12 protein-coding genes are annotated in these 14,623 nt (G+C 63.3%); 4 read left to right on the forward strand and 8 right to left on the reverse strand.

Annotated elements, in window-relative coordinates:
• Window positions 1-2 precede the first annotated feature (2 nt).
• From PCS43_RS07990 to PCS43_RS08000, 3 genes are all read right to left on the reverse strand, one after another.
• Window positions 3-575, reverse strand: coding sequence for a TetR/AcrR family transcriptional regulator (locus PCS43_RS07990; protein WP_063315487.1), 573 nt, complete (start codon window positions 573-575; stop codon window positions 3-5).
• Between the two features lie 36 nt (window positions 576-611).
• The gene (locus PCS43_RS07995) at window positions 612-1,727 is read right to left on the reverse strand and encodes an agmatine deiminase family protein (protein ID WP_042451624.1); all 1,116 of its coding nucleotides are present in this window, start codon (window positions 1,725-1,727) and stop codon (window positions 612-614) included.
• A 157-nt stretch (window positions 1,728-1,884) separates the two neighbouring features.
• Entirely contained in the window at window positions 1,885-3,468 is a 1,584-nt protein-coding gene (locus PCS43_RS08000) for a helix-turn-helix transcriptional regulator (RefSeq protein WP_042451622.1), read from the reverse strand.
• 172 nt (window positions 3,469-3,640) lie between these two features.
• On the opposite strand from PCS43_RS08000, the gene PCS43_RS08005 reads away from it, so the two are divergent.
• Window positions 3,641-4,471, forward strand: a complete 831-nt coding sequence (locus PCS43_RS08005; RefSeq protein WP_030536180.1) for a siderophore-interacting protein — start codon at window positions 3,641-3,643, stop codon at window positions 4,469-4,471.
• Window positions 4,472-4,525: 54 nt separating this feature from the next.
• Window positions 4,526-5,611, forward strand: a complete 1,086-nt coding sequence (locus tag PCS43_RS08010; RefSeq protein ID WP_030536179.1) for an ABC transporter substrate-binding protein — start codon at window positions 4,526-4,528, stop codon at window positions 5,609-5,611.
• Window positions 5,612-5,707: 96 nt separating this feature from the next.
• On the opposite strand, the gene PCS43_RS08015 is transcribed toward PCS43_RS08010, so the two are convergent.
• On the reverse strand, window positions 5,708-6,088 hold the full coding sequence (locus tag PCS43_RS08015; protein WP_003943006.1) for a hypothetical protein: 381 nt from the start codon (window positions 6,086-6,088) through the stop codon (window positions 5,708-5,710).
• A gap of 654 nt (window positions 6,089-6,742) precedes the next feature.
• Here PCS43_RS08015 and PCS43_RS08020 point away from each other — a divergent pair.
• A complete protein-coding gene (locus tag PCS43_RS08020) occupies window positions 6,743-7,900 on the forward strand; it encodes an acetyl-CoA C-acetyltransferase (protein ID WP_030536178.1) in 1,158 nt (385 codons plus the stop codon).
• 102 nt (window positions 7,901-8,002) lie between these two features.
• Window positions 8,003-8,590, forward strand: a complete 588-nt coding sequence (locus PCS43_RS08025; protein ID WP_037126297.1) for a sugar O-acetyltransferase — start codon at window positions 8,003-8,005, stop codon at window positions 8,588-8,590.
• Between the two features lie 11 nt (window positions 8,591-8,601).
• Here PCS43_RS08025 and PCS43_RS08030 read toward each other — a convergent pair whose 3' ends face one another.
• The 4 genes from PCS43_RS08030 to PCS43_RS08045 all read right to left on the reverse strand — a co-directional run bounded on the left by PCS43_RS08030 (window position 8,602) and on the right by PCS43_RS08045 (window position 14,622).
• Window positions 8,602-10,149, reverse strand: coding sequence for an ATP-binding cassette domain-containing protein (locus tag PCS43_RS08030; protein ID WP_050655002.1), 1,548 nt, complete (start codon window positions 10,147-10,149; stop codon window positions 8,602-8,604).
• Window positions 10,149-11,780, reverse strand: a complete 1,632-nt coding sequence (locus tag PCS43_RS08035) for an ATP-binding cassette domain-containing protein (protein WP_064075063.1) — start codon at window positions 11,778-11,780, stop codon at window positions 10,149-10,151. Before PCS43_RS08035 ends, PCS43_RS08030 begins: the two co-directional genes overlap by 1 nt.
• A 129-nt stretch (window positions 11,781-11,909) precedes the next feature.
• The gene (locus tag PCS43_RS08040; RefSeq protein ID WP_209910350.1) at window positions 11,910-12,803 is read right to left on the reverse strand and encodes a hypothetical protein; all 894 of its coding nucleotides are present in this window, start codon (window positions 12,801-12,803) and stop codon (window positions 11,910-11,912) included.
• Between the two features lie 46 nt (window positions 12,804-12,849).
• Window positions 12,850-14,622, reverse strand: a complete 1,773-nt coding sequence (locus PCS43_RS08045) for a sulfite reductase subunit alpha (protein WP_209910347.1) — start codon at window positions 14,620-14,622, stop codon at window positions 12,850-12,852.
• Between the last annotated feature and the right edge of the window lies 1 nt (window position 14,623).

Genomic DNA, 14,623 nt, shown 5'->3' on the forward strand with positions numbered 1-14,623 from the left:
GGCTAGCTCGGATCGATCTCCACACTGATCGCGCCGGTGAGCAGTTCTCTGGCTCGTTCGATGGGGATCGAGCCGCTCAGCCAGCGCTCACTCAAACCCTCGACCAGGGCGGTGAGTCGCTCGGCGGCGTCGGCCGGGCTTGCCTTCGGGTCAGCGAGTCCGGCGTCCTGCGCTTGGCGGATCAAAGATTCGACGTCGTCTGCCCACTCTTGCGTCGTGGTGCGTAGCGGTTCGCGCAGTTCGTCGGCGAAGACTGCGCTTGCTCGGAGTTCACCCCAGGCGATGCTGTTCTCTCGAATCTTCGGGGCATTCTGAAACTCCAGCTGGAGCATCTGCTCGAGCTGCGCACGAGGGTCTGTCTCCGTGAAGGCGCTTTCGGTGTACAGCGCGGCGCGATCGTTGATGTGATCGAGGGCCCGGCGCAGCACACCTGCACGGTTCTGGAAGTGGTAGTAGATGAGTGCCGTCGACACTCCGGCCTCGGCAGCGAGCGTCTCCACCCTCAGCCCGCGTACGCCGTGTTGGGCAATGACGCGGACTGCTGCTTCCAAGATTTGCGTTTGGCGGTTCGACACGAGTCCGAATTCTACGAGGGTGGTCGGGACAGGTTTCTAGTCCGCGGGTTCCTGCTGGGTGGTGCAGTGAATGCCGCCACCACCCGCGGCGATGGCGTCGATGTTGATCTGCACGACACGGCGGTCGGGGAAGAGGCGCTCCAATTCACTTCTGGCGGCCTGGTCGGCCTCGGGGTCACCGAACTCGGGTGCGATGACCGCCCCATTGCATACGTAGAAGTTGATATATCCGGCTGCGAAATCGTCCGATTCGAAGTCGGGCCTGATTGCGACCGGCGCCTCGAGGACCACCACTTCCAGCTTCCGTCCCTGTGCGTCGGTCGCGTTCTGGAGAATCTCGAGGTGACGTGCGGTCACGTCGTGGTCGAACGACTCCGGGTCTGTGTCGAGGCCTGCGACCACGACACCTGGGCGTGCGAAACGGGCGTAGAAGTCCGTGTGGCCGTCCGTGATGTCCTTGCCGGCGATTCCCGGTAGCCAGATGATCTTGTCGAGACCGAGCAGGGGGCCGAGTTCGGCTTCGACGTCCGACTTCGACCATCCCGGGTTGCGGTTGTTGTTGAGTACACAGCTTTCGGTGATGATGGCTGTGCCTTCGCCGTCGACCTCGATGCCGCCGCCTTCGAGGATCAGGTCGGTAGGCAATGATTCGACTCCCGCGCGGGCGGCAACGAAAGCTGCGACCTGGCCGTCCTGATCAAAATCCTGCTTCTCGCCCCAACCGTTGAAGTTGAAATCGATACCCGCTTTGGTCCCGTTGCCTTTCACGAATACGGGGCCGGTATCGCGCATCCAGAGGTCGTCGAGAGGCGCGGCGATCAGTTCGACCGATGGGCCGACGAGGGAGCGAGCCAAGTCCAGTTCCTCGGAACGAACAAGCATCGAGACGGGCTCGAACTGCGCGATGGTCTGCGCGATCGTCGCGAGGTTGCGCTGGACCTCGGGCAGGAGGGCTGCTCCCCAGATCGCTTCGCTGGCACCGAACGCCATCCAGGTGCGCTTGTGCGGATCCCCCTCTTCCGGCATCACCCACTCGCGAAGATCGTTGCTGCCATCGCTCCCGCGCGAGGCTGAGTCGGAATCGCCGCAACCTGCCAAAAAGAGGCCACTGAGCGCAGCGGCGCCTGCCTGAATGAACCGACGTCTTTGCATTGCGGTGACTCCTTGTGCTGTGTGCGTGCGCGCCCGGTCCGCGTCCTGCTTGCATGGAGCGTAAACCTTGACTGAAAATTTAGTCAAGGAAGTAGTGCCAGTTCGAGACCGTTTCGGCGGGCGACACGACGGATCGAAGGACTCATCCGTCGGAAGGTCACGAGTCGATGAGTCCTTCGACCGTTCCCCGCCATCCGCGGCGCTGGTAGTCCCGGGGCGACATGCCGTGGGCACCGATGAAGACCTTGGTGAATCCGGACGCGTGCGCGTAGCCGAGTCGACGGGCGGTCTCTCCGGCCGAGAAGCCCTCCTCGAGATAAGCGCGGGCGAGGGTCATCCGCAACTGACCGCGCCAGCGCGGGAAGCTCTGGCCGGTGGCCGCTACGAAGCGTTTGTGGAGCAGGCCCTCGTCGACGCCGAGTCGAGCGCTCCACTCCGGCAGCGTGCGCGAATCGGTGGGGTCCGCGCGGAGTGCGGTAAGGATCGTTTCGACAGGATCGGTTCGGCCGCCGGGTGTCCGCGTCGCCGCGCTGTTTCGGATCAGCCTCGAGATCCTCGCTGGGTCATGGATCTCGGGGCGCAGAAGGGTGTAATTCGCAACGACCGTGTGCAACAGATACGCCTCCGCTTCGCGCGCGAAGTGCAGCACTCGTGGCGGCGGTGCAGTGACGGGAGAGTCGCCAGGCTGGGATCCGAGCGGAAGTAGAAGCGAACCCTCCGCGATCTCGACGCTGTTGCGTACTCCCGCGGGAAGCCACATCGCGTCGCCCCGCCTCAGATTCCAGGTTCGGTCGCCGAAAGTGACCCGGGCGGAGCCTCGGTAGATCCAGACGACGACGTGAAAGTTGTTGACCCTGGCCCACGTTCCGCTTGCGGGAATCGTCGGCGGTATCGGCGCCGAGCCTGAGTGGGCGCCTTCCTTGGACAAGAGTGCGACGCTCTGTGCCAAGGTCTCGTTCTCATGGATCGGCGCTGAGCCTTGGTTTGCACGTGTGTAGTCACTGGGTGTCACACCGGTGTGTTCACGGAAGGCACGGGTGAATCCCGCGGGCGTCGCGAATCCGACCTGCCCACCCGTCCATCCGATTTCGCGGCCGGAGTTCAGGTATGCGATTGCTGCCGCGATCCGGGCCGAGGTGCGCCAACGCGCGAAAGGCAACCCCGTCTCCTCCGTGAATCGGCGCTGCAGGGTGCGGACGCCGATCTTGAGTTGCCGGGCGAACTGGGGAAGCTCCGTGTCGTCGGCTGGCGTCCGTAGAAGCGTGCGAGCGATCTCGAGGGTCTCGGCCGAGCGTGGCAAATTCGGTGGGGCGTACGACACCGAAGCGTCGGCGTCGTTGGAATGGGCCCCCGCGACAAGCTCGAGTAGTCCGGCCCCCACAGTCGCCCCACCGCGCAGAAATCCCAAGTTGTGCGCGAACTGGTGGACGAGCCAGTCCTGCCAGGCTGCCGGGATCTCGAAATCGATGATCCGGTTCAACGTGGGCGGCAGGTCGGCAGCGGGCATCGGAATGGGAAACGCGACCGCTCCCGGGTCGACTCGGATGCTGTAGGCGATTCCCGCGGGCACCCAGGTTGCCGCCCCAGCGGTCACGCTGCGGGTGCGGTCGCCAATCTGTAGTTCCGCGTGTCCGGTGTGTACCCAGAAGAGCAGTGGCTCACGTGCATTCGCGATCAAGGAGAGTCGGGACGCGGGGATCTCGGGGACTTCGCCCGCGGAGAACACCAACCGTGGTCCCACGTATGCCCTCCCGATTCAGATGCTTTCTCACGCAGCCACCGATGAGTGTAAGAAGTCGGCACGCACGGATAACCGTAACCGATTAGGGCAGGCTAGCTTTATTCAATGGCCCTCCCGCCGTGATCGAGCGTGGGTCGAACCCCCCGTCTGTGCGCTTCCGAGGAGTCTTTCCGTGCCCCGAAACACCCGTCCGACAACGGCGTACTCAGTCACCTTGCGTGAACTCGAGGTACGTCGGGTGACAGACGTGACGCCGGGCATGCGGAGAGTGACGCTCACCGGAGCGCAGCTCGACACCTTCACAAACCCCGACGGCTTTGCCGAGCCCGCCTTCGTCAGCACCGGCTTCGACGACGACCTCCGATTGTTGTTCGCCTATCCTGGCGAAACCGATCCGGTCTTGCCGGTGATAGTCGACGGCACTGTGACTTTCGCAGCGGGACGCCGTCCACTTGCCCGCGCGTACACCGTGCGCCGTTACGATCCGCGAACAAGGGAACTCGACGTTGATTTCGTCGTTCACGGCGGTGGAGTTGCTACCACCTGGGCGCGCGACGCCGGCCCGGGCGACCGAATGCACATCGCGGGTCCCTCTGTATCGCAGGGACTCCCGGAAGATTGCGAGTATCTGCTCGTCGTCGGTGACGAGACGGCGCTACCTGCGATCGCACGTCTGCTCGAGGAATTGCCTGCCGATGCCAGGGGGCATGTGTTCGTCGAAATTGCGGACTCGGCTCACATTCAATCGGTGCGCGAGTTGCCCGGGGTGAGTGTCACGTGGTTGCCACGCGAGGGGGCGGAGCCCGGCACTACTTCTTTGTTGCTCGACGCGGTCAGTGCAGTCGAATGGCCTGACGGACGCGTATTTGCTTGGCTTGCAGGCGAACAGGCGACGATTCGCTCGCTTCGGCGTCATTTGATTCGTGATCGAGGAACTGCGAAGACCGACATCGATTTCACCGGCTACTGGAAACGCAGCGACACAGTGCGCACAGATTCCTGACCCGGCTCCATCGCTCGGTAAGACCGAAGCGCTCGATAACACCGAAAGGCAGAAATGACAGTCCTGCGCACCAGACGATCACGGATCATCGGACTGATCGGGGCCGCGCTCGCCGCAGCGCTCCTTGTGTCCGGGTGCTCGGCCTCGGCCGAAAACTCGAAAACGGCGTCCACTCCCGGTTCGGAGGGGAACGCCCTTCCCGCTGCGGAAGGAACGACTACTTACCCGCTGACCCTGGAATCGCCATATGGTACAAGTATTCTCGAGAAGCGCCCGGAGCGGGTTGCCGCAATCGTCCCCAATGCCGTCGACACGGAAATGCTCCTCGCGCTCGGCGTCAAACCCGTTCTCTCCTCGTCGATGGTCAAGGAGTCGGCTTCCCAGTCGTACTTGCTGCCTTACGGCGCAGAGGATCTCGACACCTTCGAGTTCGCGATGGGCGGCACACTTCCCGTCGAAGCGATCGCCGCGAGCGAACCTGACCTCATCGTCGCCGTCGGCTGGGCCGACGGCCTGGGTGGTTTGTCGATGGGCGATTACTACGAACGTTTGTCCTCCATCGCACCGGTGGTGACGAGCCCCGACACGAAGTCGCGGATGCTCGTGCCGTGGAAGGAATCGATCCGCGTACTCGGCGAGACACTCGACCTCTCGAAGGCAGCCGAAAAGATCGTGGCGGACCATGATCGGTATTTTGCGAAGGTGCGTCAGGAGAACCCTGAACTCACTGGCCTGACCGCAACCTGGGCGATCTTCTACGGAACCGGCAATGGGCTGCAGTACCTTTCAGCGCCCGATTCGGCTCCGGCAACTTTCTTGGGCGAGCTCGGTTTTGCCGAGAACCCGCGTGCACAGGAGTTCGTCACCCAAAGCACTGTCGGCGAGGAACTTCTCGAGAACATCGACGCGGACTTCCTGCTGATCGGCCGCAGTGCCGCCGGCAGCGAGGAGGATTTCGACAAGCTGACCGGCGGGAAGCTCTTCCAAGCGCTGGGAGCGGTGTCCTCCGGTCGTTGGGTCGCTCTGCCTCCTCGCACCGCCGACGGTGGCGACGTTCTGTGGGCAATCACGAGCGGTGGCCCGATCGGAACGATGTGGGCGGCTGAACATATCGTGCCGCTCATCAGCGCGAAGCTGTAGGCGTACAACTGGAGAACGGAAAGTCCTCACCCGTCGCCACACGATTGTGTGGCGACGGGTCGTTCGTACAGCAGGTGTCCCGGGTTTGAGGGTTGCCTATGGGACGAAGAAGGTTGCGAAACCCGGGGTGACAGGTCCGGCGGCAGGCAATATGGCGACGGCAACTTGCCCGGCTCCAGTCTGCAGGGTTGCCTCTCCCGGGGTTCCTTGGTTGTCGCCAGAAAGCCGACCGGTGCCGGAGGCTCCTGTCGAGAGGTTCATCCAGCGCACTTCCGTCGAAAGCATGCAACCCCACCGCTCGTCTTTGGCGCCGGTGATCGTCACCGTGCCAGGTTGTTCGCCGACTACCGCCACACAGTGGACAGGGGGTGCGTCGAAGCTGCCGTTTGGGTTCCCGAACGGCGCCGGGTTGATTTGGAACGGAACGGTGACCGCAGCGGAGGCAACGGCTGCGGGCGCGAGAACCGATACGGCCACTATGGATACGCAGGCAGATAGACGGCGTACGAGATTCGTCACGGTAACCTCCGGTAATCGAAGACGGTGTGGTGCCCATGCTCTACCCGGAGCGCAATTACCGCAAGGGGATCCAGTTTTCGAGCCAGCGGCGGTTCATGAATCGCTGAGTGCGTGACCGTTTGTAGAATCGTTGTCCTGCAACGCGTATCGGTATACGAAGCCTGTATTGGGCGGTGAATAGCCCAATCGTGCTGGGCTCCACCGAAAGTACTAACTTTCCAGCCATCGGCCAGCCGGCTTGCGGTGTAGCTCGACAAAGCTGGTGTTGTTCGCAAGGCGGGCTGAACGATTTCTCAGGGAAGGCAATGGATATGGATGATGCGCTCGTTCCGCTCGAAGATGCACTCCCGCAGCTGTTCTCGCATCTTTCGCGGTTTCACGCTGGCGTGAGGGGTCTGCGGCGTGGGCAGCCAAGCCGCGTTTGGGGGTCGAGCCTCTAACTGTCGAATGATTGCGACAGCAGTGGATTTCGTTGGATAGAAGTGCGGAGACCAATCCTGTGGTGGTGGCTGCGGGTCTCGAAATCACGTTTCATCTACCAAACAAATGCTTGATCGCTAGAGTGTGTGCGACATCGAAAGCCCGACAAAGTTCGATTTCGAAGGAGTTCGTATGGTTGCACCTCAGGCTTATGTCGTCGATGCGCTCCGCACTCCGGTGGGTAAACGGCACGGCTCGCTCGCAGGAGAGCACCCAGCGGACATGGGGGCCCACGTGATCACATCGATTCTCGACCGCACTCGACTGGACCCGATGGCCGTCGACGATGTGATCTTCGGTTGTGTCGACGCTATCGGGCCGCAATCGGGCAACATTGCCCGCACTGCCTGGCTTTCAGCAGGCCTACCGTTGGACATCCCAGGAACGACAGTCGACAGACAATGCGGATCTTCACAGCAAGCCGTCCACTTCGCAGCGCAAGCGGTCATGAGCGGGACCCAAGATGTGGTGCTTGTCGGCGGTGTGCAGAACATGTCCTCGATTCCTATCTCGGCGGCGATGCGTGCCGGCAACGAGTACGGATTCGACACGCCCTTCAGCAAGTCCCGGGGGTGGGCAGCACGATTCGGCGAGGCCGAAATCTCACAGTTCGTCGGCGCCGACCTGATTGCCAAGAAATGGGGTATCAGCCGTGAAGACATGGAGGAGTGGGCACTGCAATCGCATCAGCGTGCCCGTGCTGCCATCACAGACGGCCGATTCGAGCGTGAGACAGTGTCATTGGGCCAATGCGTCGTTGACGAATGCCCACGAGAGACATCCATGGAGCAGATGGCTGCACTGCCCGCATTGAGGGATGGCTCGTTGCTGACGGCTGCTGTGGCTTCGCAGATCTGTGACGGCGCATCAGCGGCCCTGATTGTCTCCGAGAAGGCGCTCGAGGTTCATGGATTGAAGCCACGTGCGCGCATTCATCATATGAGCGTGCGCGGCGACGATCCGATGCTGCAGCTCTCGGCGCCGATACCCGCGACGAAGTATGCACTGGCGAAATCCGGCATGGCGATCGGCCAGATGGATACCGTAGAAATGAACGAGGCATTCGCTTCGGTAGTTCTGAGCTGGTTGATCGAGACGGGTGCAGATCCCTCCCGGGTCAATCCCAACGGTGGTGGAATCGCATTGGGCCACCCTCTTGGGGCCACTGGCACCAAGTTGTTCGCCACGATGTTGCACGAGTTGGACCGCATTGATGGACGGTACGGACTCCAAACCATGTGTGAGGGTGGCGGGACCGCGAACGTCACCATCATCGAGCGGCTGAGCTGAGCTCGAGAAATTGGGCGGCATGGAAGACCTTCTGTTGTAGCGCTTTGTCGGGTGCAACGCGCCCAACAGGGGTGCCGTGGCGCGGTGTGCGACGATCCGAGTGTGGGAGAACAGGCGGATCGTCTTGCTCGTGGTGAGTGGTATCTCGATGATGACGAGCTGAGGCAGCGGCGGCTGGAGTGTTGGCGTCGACTCGACTCGTTCAATGGGGCTGCGGCGGACGACGACGCTGTCCGCTCACGGGCTCTCGCCAGCCTTTTTGGTGAGGTAGGTGACGGAGCTTTGGTGGTGCCGCGGTTCCAATGCAGCTACGGACACAACATTCGGCTCGGAGCCAACGCATTCGTCAACGCGAACGGGTTCTTCATGGATGATGCGCTGATCACGATCGGCGCGGACGTGAGGATCGGGCCTGGAGCCCAGCTGATGACAGCGTTGCACCCTGTCGATGATCATCGACGGCGCCGCGAGGGATGGGAGCGGGCTGCTCCGATCGTCATCGGTGAGAACACGTGGCTCGGCGCCTCAGTCACTGTCGGTGCAGGAGTTTCGATCGGTCACAACGCCGTGATCGGCGCGGGAAGTGTGGTCTTGCATGACATTCCTGATCACGTCGTTGCTGCTGGATCGCCGGCAAGGGTTATCCGTCGGACACCTGCCGAAGTTGAGGGACTGCAACGCGAGCACTAGGGCATGCGATGTCAGAGGGTGATCGTGCGGGTGGGCTCCCAGATGGCGGGGTCGCGGTGGGTGACGACGAAGACGGTGGCCGCCAATTCCCGCACGGCGCCGGCGATACGGCGCTCGGTGGCCTCGTCGAGGGCCGAGGTGGCTTCGTCGAGAACCAGGACGGGAGCGTCTTTGAGGAAGGCGCGAGCGATCGCCACCCGCTGACGTTCGCCACCGGAGAGAGCGGCACCCTGGTGTCCGATGTCCTGATGAATGCCGAGCGTCGAGCGGTCGAGAACGGCACCGAGGGCAGCGCGCCTGGCGGCGTCCTCGATCTCGGTTTCGGTAGCGCCCGGTCTTCCAAGTCCGATGTTCTCCCCGAGGGTGCCCGAGAACACGAGTGGGTCCTGCGGCACGTAGCCGATATGTGCCGCCAGAGCGTCGTAGGGCAAGTCGCGCAATGAAACTCCGCCCAGAGTGACGCTGCCTTGGTCAGGATCGTCGAAGCGCATGAGCAGCCCGAGAAGTGTGCTTTTCCCCGTACCCGAGCGTCCTGCGACGAGAACTCGCTCACCCGCGGGGATCTTCGCGGTGATGCCGCGCAGAACCGGAGCGTGGTCTACCCCGGCGACCTCGATGTCAGTTCCAACAGGGCGCGCGGCGTCCCGGGGTGCGGGCTCGGCCAGTGCGGGAGCCGAAGTCGCTGTGCGGTAGTCGCGAACCGTTGCGCGCAGCTCGTTGACTCCGATTCCGGCCAGGGCGAGTTCGTCGAGCGGCGCAGCGGCGCGGGCGGTGAGGATGACGAGGGCGAGAGCGGCTGCGGGATCGTCGAATCCGGTGGCAGCGAGGAAAATCACTGCACCTGCCAACGGCACAATGGTGGCGATCGCCGAGATGAATGTCGCTGGTGCCGCGGCGAGATTTGTCCGTGCAAGCGCGGCTTCCTGATTCCGCCAGCTTCGCTCGATTCGTTCGATGGAACGTGTGGGACCGGCTGCCGTACGCAGTAATTCGAGATGATCGGTGAGTTCGAGTGTCGACTGAGTTGCTGCGAGCTCGGCTTCGTGTCGGCGCTCGTCCGCTCGGCTGAGCGCACGCTGGGCCAGCGTCTGAGCGGCGAGCGACACGGCGAGCAGTCCACCGACGAGCAGCATGACACCTGGCCCCGCGACGACCGCGATCCCAGGAAGCAGGAGCAGCGGGATCAGCGGTGCAACCAGGAAGGTCTGAAGTTGGTGCGCGGGAACACTCATCAGCGACGGGATCCCGCGCCCGGCGACGGTGGCGAGCAGTGCCCGGTTGTCGTCGGTGAACCAGGACAGTTTCGCACGGGCGAAGGCATCGCCGAGAGCGTCGTAGAGATCGCCGACGAGTCGAGCCCCGGTGAAGTAACCGCCCCGCGAGACCAGGACGGTCACGAATAGAGCGATGGTGGCCGTGGCCAGGACGAGAACCGGCGACCGGTGATCAGCGATCGAGAGCGCGAGGGTGGTGTACGCGATCGCCTCGAGGACAGCGACGGACACCCAACCGAGTCCGATGGTGATCAAGCGTCGTCGGGCTACATTGGCGCTGTTCATTATTCGGCTCCAGTCAGGGCTGCACTGTGCGAGGCAGCGTCGTTCACGTTTCGACCGCCGAGGTCGAGTCGATCGTCGGCATCGTCTGCAAGAGCGGGGTCGTGGGTGACGATCACAATCGTCTTTCCTTCGTCATGTGCGAGGTGTCGCAATTCCTTCAGCAGTTCGGCGGCCGTGCGATCGTCGAGTGCACTGGTCGGCTCGTCGAGCAGCAGTACTGCTGCGGGCGAGAGGAACACCCGAGCAAGCCCGACGCGCTGACGTTCTCCTCCGGAGAGTGAAGTGGCGTCGGCATCGAGGCTGACGTCGATCTGTGCCCGGCGTAGTGCGGCGGTGTATTCCGCGTCCGTTGCATCGGGGGCGGCCAGCGCGATGTTCTCGCGCACCGTGGCAGGTAACACGTCTGCGCCCTGGGGTGTGAGCAGAACGGACGGTGGCCGCAGGTTCTCGTCGATCGCGGTGATGCTACGACCTGCGTAGCGGACGGTACCCAGTTCCGGGATCTCGAAGCCGGCCAATGCTTTCAGGAGCGTCGACTTGCCCGCTCCACTCGGTCCCGTGATCGCAGTGATCGCGGCTGGGCGGAATGCATGCGTGACGCCGTCGACGACTCTGCGGTCCGTGATCGTGACAGTCAGGTCGACGATCTCCAGGTGGTCGGAGGGACTCGCCGCCGGAACGGTGAGTGCTTCACCGGCAGGGAGAGTGGGTTCGTTCAGGGCAGTGGCGAGCCGGACCGCAGCAGAGCGTCCAGCCGCGACGTAGTCGAGGCCGTGCCCGAGTCGCAGGGCCGGTGTCACGATTGCGAGGCTGAAGAGAATGGTGGCGGCCAACGTCGTTGCATCCCAGTGAAATCCGACGGCATAGGCGATCGCGAACGTCGCTGTCGCCTGCATGAGGGCAACGGCGACGGCCGCAGGGGTAGCCACGAGTCGAACGCGCTCCTGCATTCCCCGGGTGAACCGTGCTGTCGATTCTGCATAGTCGGCGGCAGCGCCGGTCTGCGCGCCGTAGATCCGGCAGACGCGGATGCCGCGGGCATAGTCGTCCACGGCAGTCACGATGTCGCCCATGACATCTGCACTTTCGGCGCTGTGCCGAGCGGCCATTCGGGGGATCACGACCAGGTAGAACAGAGCTGCCACGATGCCGGGAGCCAGAGCGAGAAGCGCCACGGGGCCGGCTGAGGCAACCAACGCCGCGATCGTGACCGCGGGGACCACGATGAGTGTGGCGAACTCGGCCGGTAGGTGCGCAGTCATATGGTGCAGCGCCGAGATGTCGTCCGAAACGAGCCTCCTCAGCGCGTCTCCGCTGTAGCGGGACAGCGTGCTTGCCGGTAGGCGAACGAGGTGGGCTGCGAGTTGGCGGCGAAGCCTGGCCTCGAAAAGCGATTCCGCGTGGTGCGAGAGCCACGACGATGTGGCAGCGAGCGCGACGCCCACGAGCCATAGCGCACATGCCCACCCGGCCCAAGTCATCGACGGTTCACCGATGAGTTGCACGACGCACCAGAGCGCCCCGAGCATCGCGACCCCCGACGCTGCGGCCGCGACGACCCCGGCAGCCAATGCAGGCAGCGCCGGGCGCAAGGCCGGGACCAGCGACGGTTCGACGAGAGGGCGGGGCATGGATAACTCCTTGAATCAGCTTCAGGGTGCAGGCACGACAAATGACCGAGACCTAAGGTTAGGGGTCGATGGCTCCATGTGGTTATCGCCGTACGCCGATTTCTTACACTTGCCCAGCATCCGTCGGTGTCAGGATGCGGCCGAGATGGAACTCATGACGTCTTCCCACACGCCCATGACTGCGGGTTCGGTTGGACCCGTTTGGGTGAAGACTGCCACGCATTTGCGGCGGAAGTCGTACATCTCGATCGAGCTGGTCAGGCCGTGAACGCCGTGGGTGCGGGTCAGCCAGCACTCCGAGACACCATTCAGGTCGATCATCGTCCGGCAGGTGTCCGAGGCTAGAGTCAATGTCCCGCCGAACATGGCTGCGGCGTCGAGGTCACCACGGTGGATCTGCAGGCATCCGTTCCCGGCGACGACGGTCGTGACGGGCAGTTGGTGGTAGGACAGGTGCTCCATCCCGGCAGCCATGAGGTGAGGATCGACTCGCCGGTAACCGAGGGCGCCCAGAGCGACCAGGCCGCTACGACGTTCGCTGCCGCCGTCCGCGAGGATGAAGTCGAGCTGTGTCAGCTGATCGGCTTCGGCCCAGAATGCGGGCGTATTCGATGTCTGGATGGGAGGGCTTGTTTCCCTCGCAGTGCTCGGCGCAGTTCGCATCGCTTCGAAGGCGAGACGATCCGAGGCCGGGGTCAAATACGTGGTGTGTGAACTTGATCCGTGGATGTCGAACATGCGGAGCGTCGGCGGTAGGTGCTGCTCTGCGTCAGTGGTCACCACCGAGCCGAGGGAGGCAACGTTCAAACGTAGAGCGACGAGCCCGGGCGCGCAGACCAACGGATCGCCGGGAACTGTCGGAACGGAGTACTTGCCCGAGTCGTTGACAGCCACCGGGCCTGCGACGGTGATTGCTACCGTGTCGTCCAAGAGCGGCAACATTTTGCCGACTACGTCAGGTGCGGTGTCGATCAGTCCACCACTGAACCCCGGACGCGCAAGCAGTGCGTCCAGGTCCGACATGCGTGCCAAAGCTGCGCAACGACATTCGCCACGGTGCGGGCACATCTCAGTAGACATCCCTTAGGTACCGCTTCGATCGTTTGAGGTTGTTGACGTAATCCTCGGCGGCGTCCGCATCCAACCCACCGTGCTCGGCGACCACCTCGTGCAATGCGTCGTCGACGTCCTTTGTCATCCGAGTGGCGTCGCCGCAGACGTACACGTGCGCACCGTTTTCGAGCCAGTCGAACAAGTCTCGGCCCTGCTCGCGCATACGAGTCTGGACGTAGATCTTCTCGGACTGATCGCGCGAGAAGGCCAGATCGAGGCGAGTCAGGACACCGTCACGGGTCAGCCCGTTCAACTCGTCCTCGTAGATGAAGTCGCTCGACTGATGCTGATCGCCGAAGAAGAGCCAATTCTGCCCCGACGCGTTGCGCGCGCGACGCTCGTGCAGGAAAGCGCGGAAGGGTGCGATGCCGGTGCCGGGTCCGATCATCACGACGGGAGTAGTGTCATCGGCAGGTAGGCGGAACGAATTGTTCTTGGAGACAAAAACTCCGACCCGATCGCCTTCGCCGACGCGGTCCGCCAGGTACGTCGAGCAGACGCCGCCGCGGTCCCGCTCGCCCGAGCGGTAGCGCACACTCGCTACCGTCAGATGCACGGTGCCGTCGTGGGCCAGCGGGCTGGAGGAGATCGAATAGACCCGATGTTGCAGCGGGCGCAGAAGTGCAAGCAGATCTTCGGGATTCAATCGAATGCTGTTGTCCAACTGCAGGAGATCGAGAACGTCCTTGCCCCACAGCCACGCATCGAGCGCTTCCCGATCTTCCGTGTCGAGAATGTGCTGCAGTTCGGCGTCGCCGCTGCGTCGGGCGATGTCTTCGATCAAATCGCGCGAGGGAATGGAGATCTCGTAGTCGCTGGTCAACACCTGGTCCAACGGTGCGGACGAGCCGTCTTTCGCGGTAACCACGTAATCGCCGCTGGCACCGAGCTGATGGATGATCGCGTCGACGAGGGCGGGGTCGTTGATCGGGCGGATGCCCAATCCATCTCCGGCCTCGTAGTCCAGACCGTCCTCGCCGAGCGCAAAGGTGAAGTGGCGGACTTCCTTGGCTGAGTCCTCGCCGGACAACAGCCGGTTGGCGAGGACGGTTGCAGGATAGGGGTTCTTGCGAGTCCACTGGGACTTGGTCTTCGTCTGAGCGGGCGCAACCGGCGAGGCAGCGGCCCCCGCATCACCGTCGACACCGGCCACCGCAGCGACGGCCCGAACGATCCACTCGGCCGCCGGATCCTCGTAGTCGACGTCGCAATCGGTGCGGTCGACAACCCGGGTCCCGCCGAGCGCTTCGAAGCGGGCGTCGATGTTCTTTCCCGACTGGCAGTACCCGTCGTAGCTGGTGTCACCGAGTGCGAGTACTCCGAAGTAGAGACCCTCCAGCCGGGGCGCACTCTCGGATTCGACTGCATCCCAGAACAGCTGCGCGTTGTCAGGCATCTCGCCCTCGCCGTAGGTGGAGGTGATGACGAGCGCCCGGCGCATGGCGGAAAGTGCATTGATGTCCACGGTGTCCAGACCCGCGACAAGTGGTTCGAGACCGTGGGCACGAGCAGCTGCGGCCGCGTCTTCGGCCACGGACTCCGCGTTGCCGGTCTGGCTTCCGTAGAGGATGTGCACTGCTGCGCCGGCAGTTCTCTCCACTGTCGCTGTTGCAGCACCGGTTTGACCGGGCATGACAGTTCGTGAGTGTAGACCGGCCAGGAATCCGGAAAGCCACGCGCGTTGGTCGCCGTTGAACGGTGCGTATTCGGGGATGTACGGGATTTCCATT

It is taken from the genome of Rhodococcus sp. C-2 (assembly GCF_027854095.1).
GTDB classification, from domain to species: domain Bacteria; phylum Actinomycetota; class Actinomycetes; order Mycobacteriales; family Mycobacteriaceae; genus Rhodococcus_F; species Rhodococcus_F qingshengii.

Bases quoted from the DNA above. Each gene is read 5' to 3' on its own strand.
- PCS43_RS07995 (WP_042451624.1), bottom strand. From the start codon at position 1,727: ATGCAAAGACGTCGGTTCATTCAGGCAGGCGCCGCTGCGCTCAGTGGC.
- PCS43_RS08010 (WP_030536179.1), top strand. From the start codon at position 4,526: ATGACAGTCCTGCGCACCAGACGATCACGGATCATCGGACTGATCGGG.
- PCS43_RS08020 (WP_030536178.1), top strand. From the start codon at position 6,743: ATGGTTGCACCTCAGGCTTATGTCGTCGATGCGCTCCGCACTCCGGTG.
- PCS43_RS08030 (WP_050655002.1), bottom strand. From the start codon at position 10,149: ATGAACAGCGCCAATGTAGCCCGACGACGCTTGATCACCATCGGACTC.
- PCS43_RS08035 (WP_064075063.1), bottom strand. From the start codon at position 11,780: ATGCCCCGCCCTCTCGTCGAACCGTCGCTGGTCCCGGCCTTGCGCCCG.
- PCS43_RS08040 (WP_209910350.1), bottom strand. From the start codon at position 12,803: ATGTCGGACCTGGACGCACTGCTTGCGCGTCCGGGGTTCAGTGGTGGA.
- PCS43_RS08045 (WP_209910347.1), bottom strand. From the start codon at position 14,622: ATGGAAATCCCGTACATCCCCGAATACGCACCGTTCAACGGCGACCAA.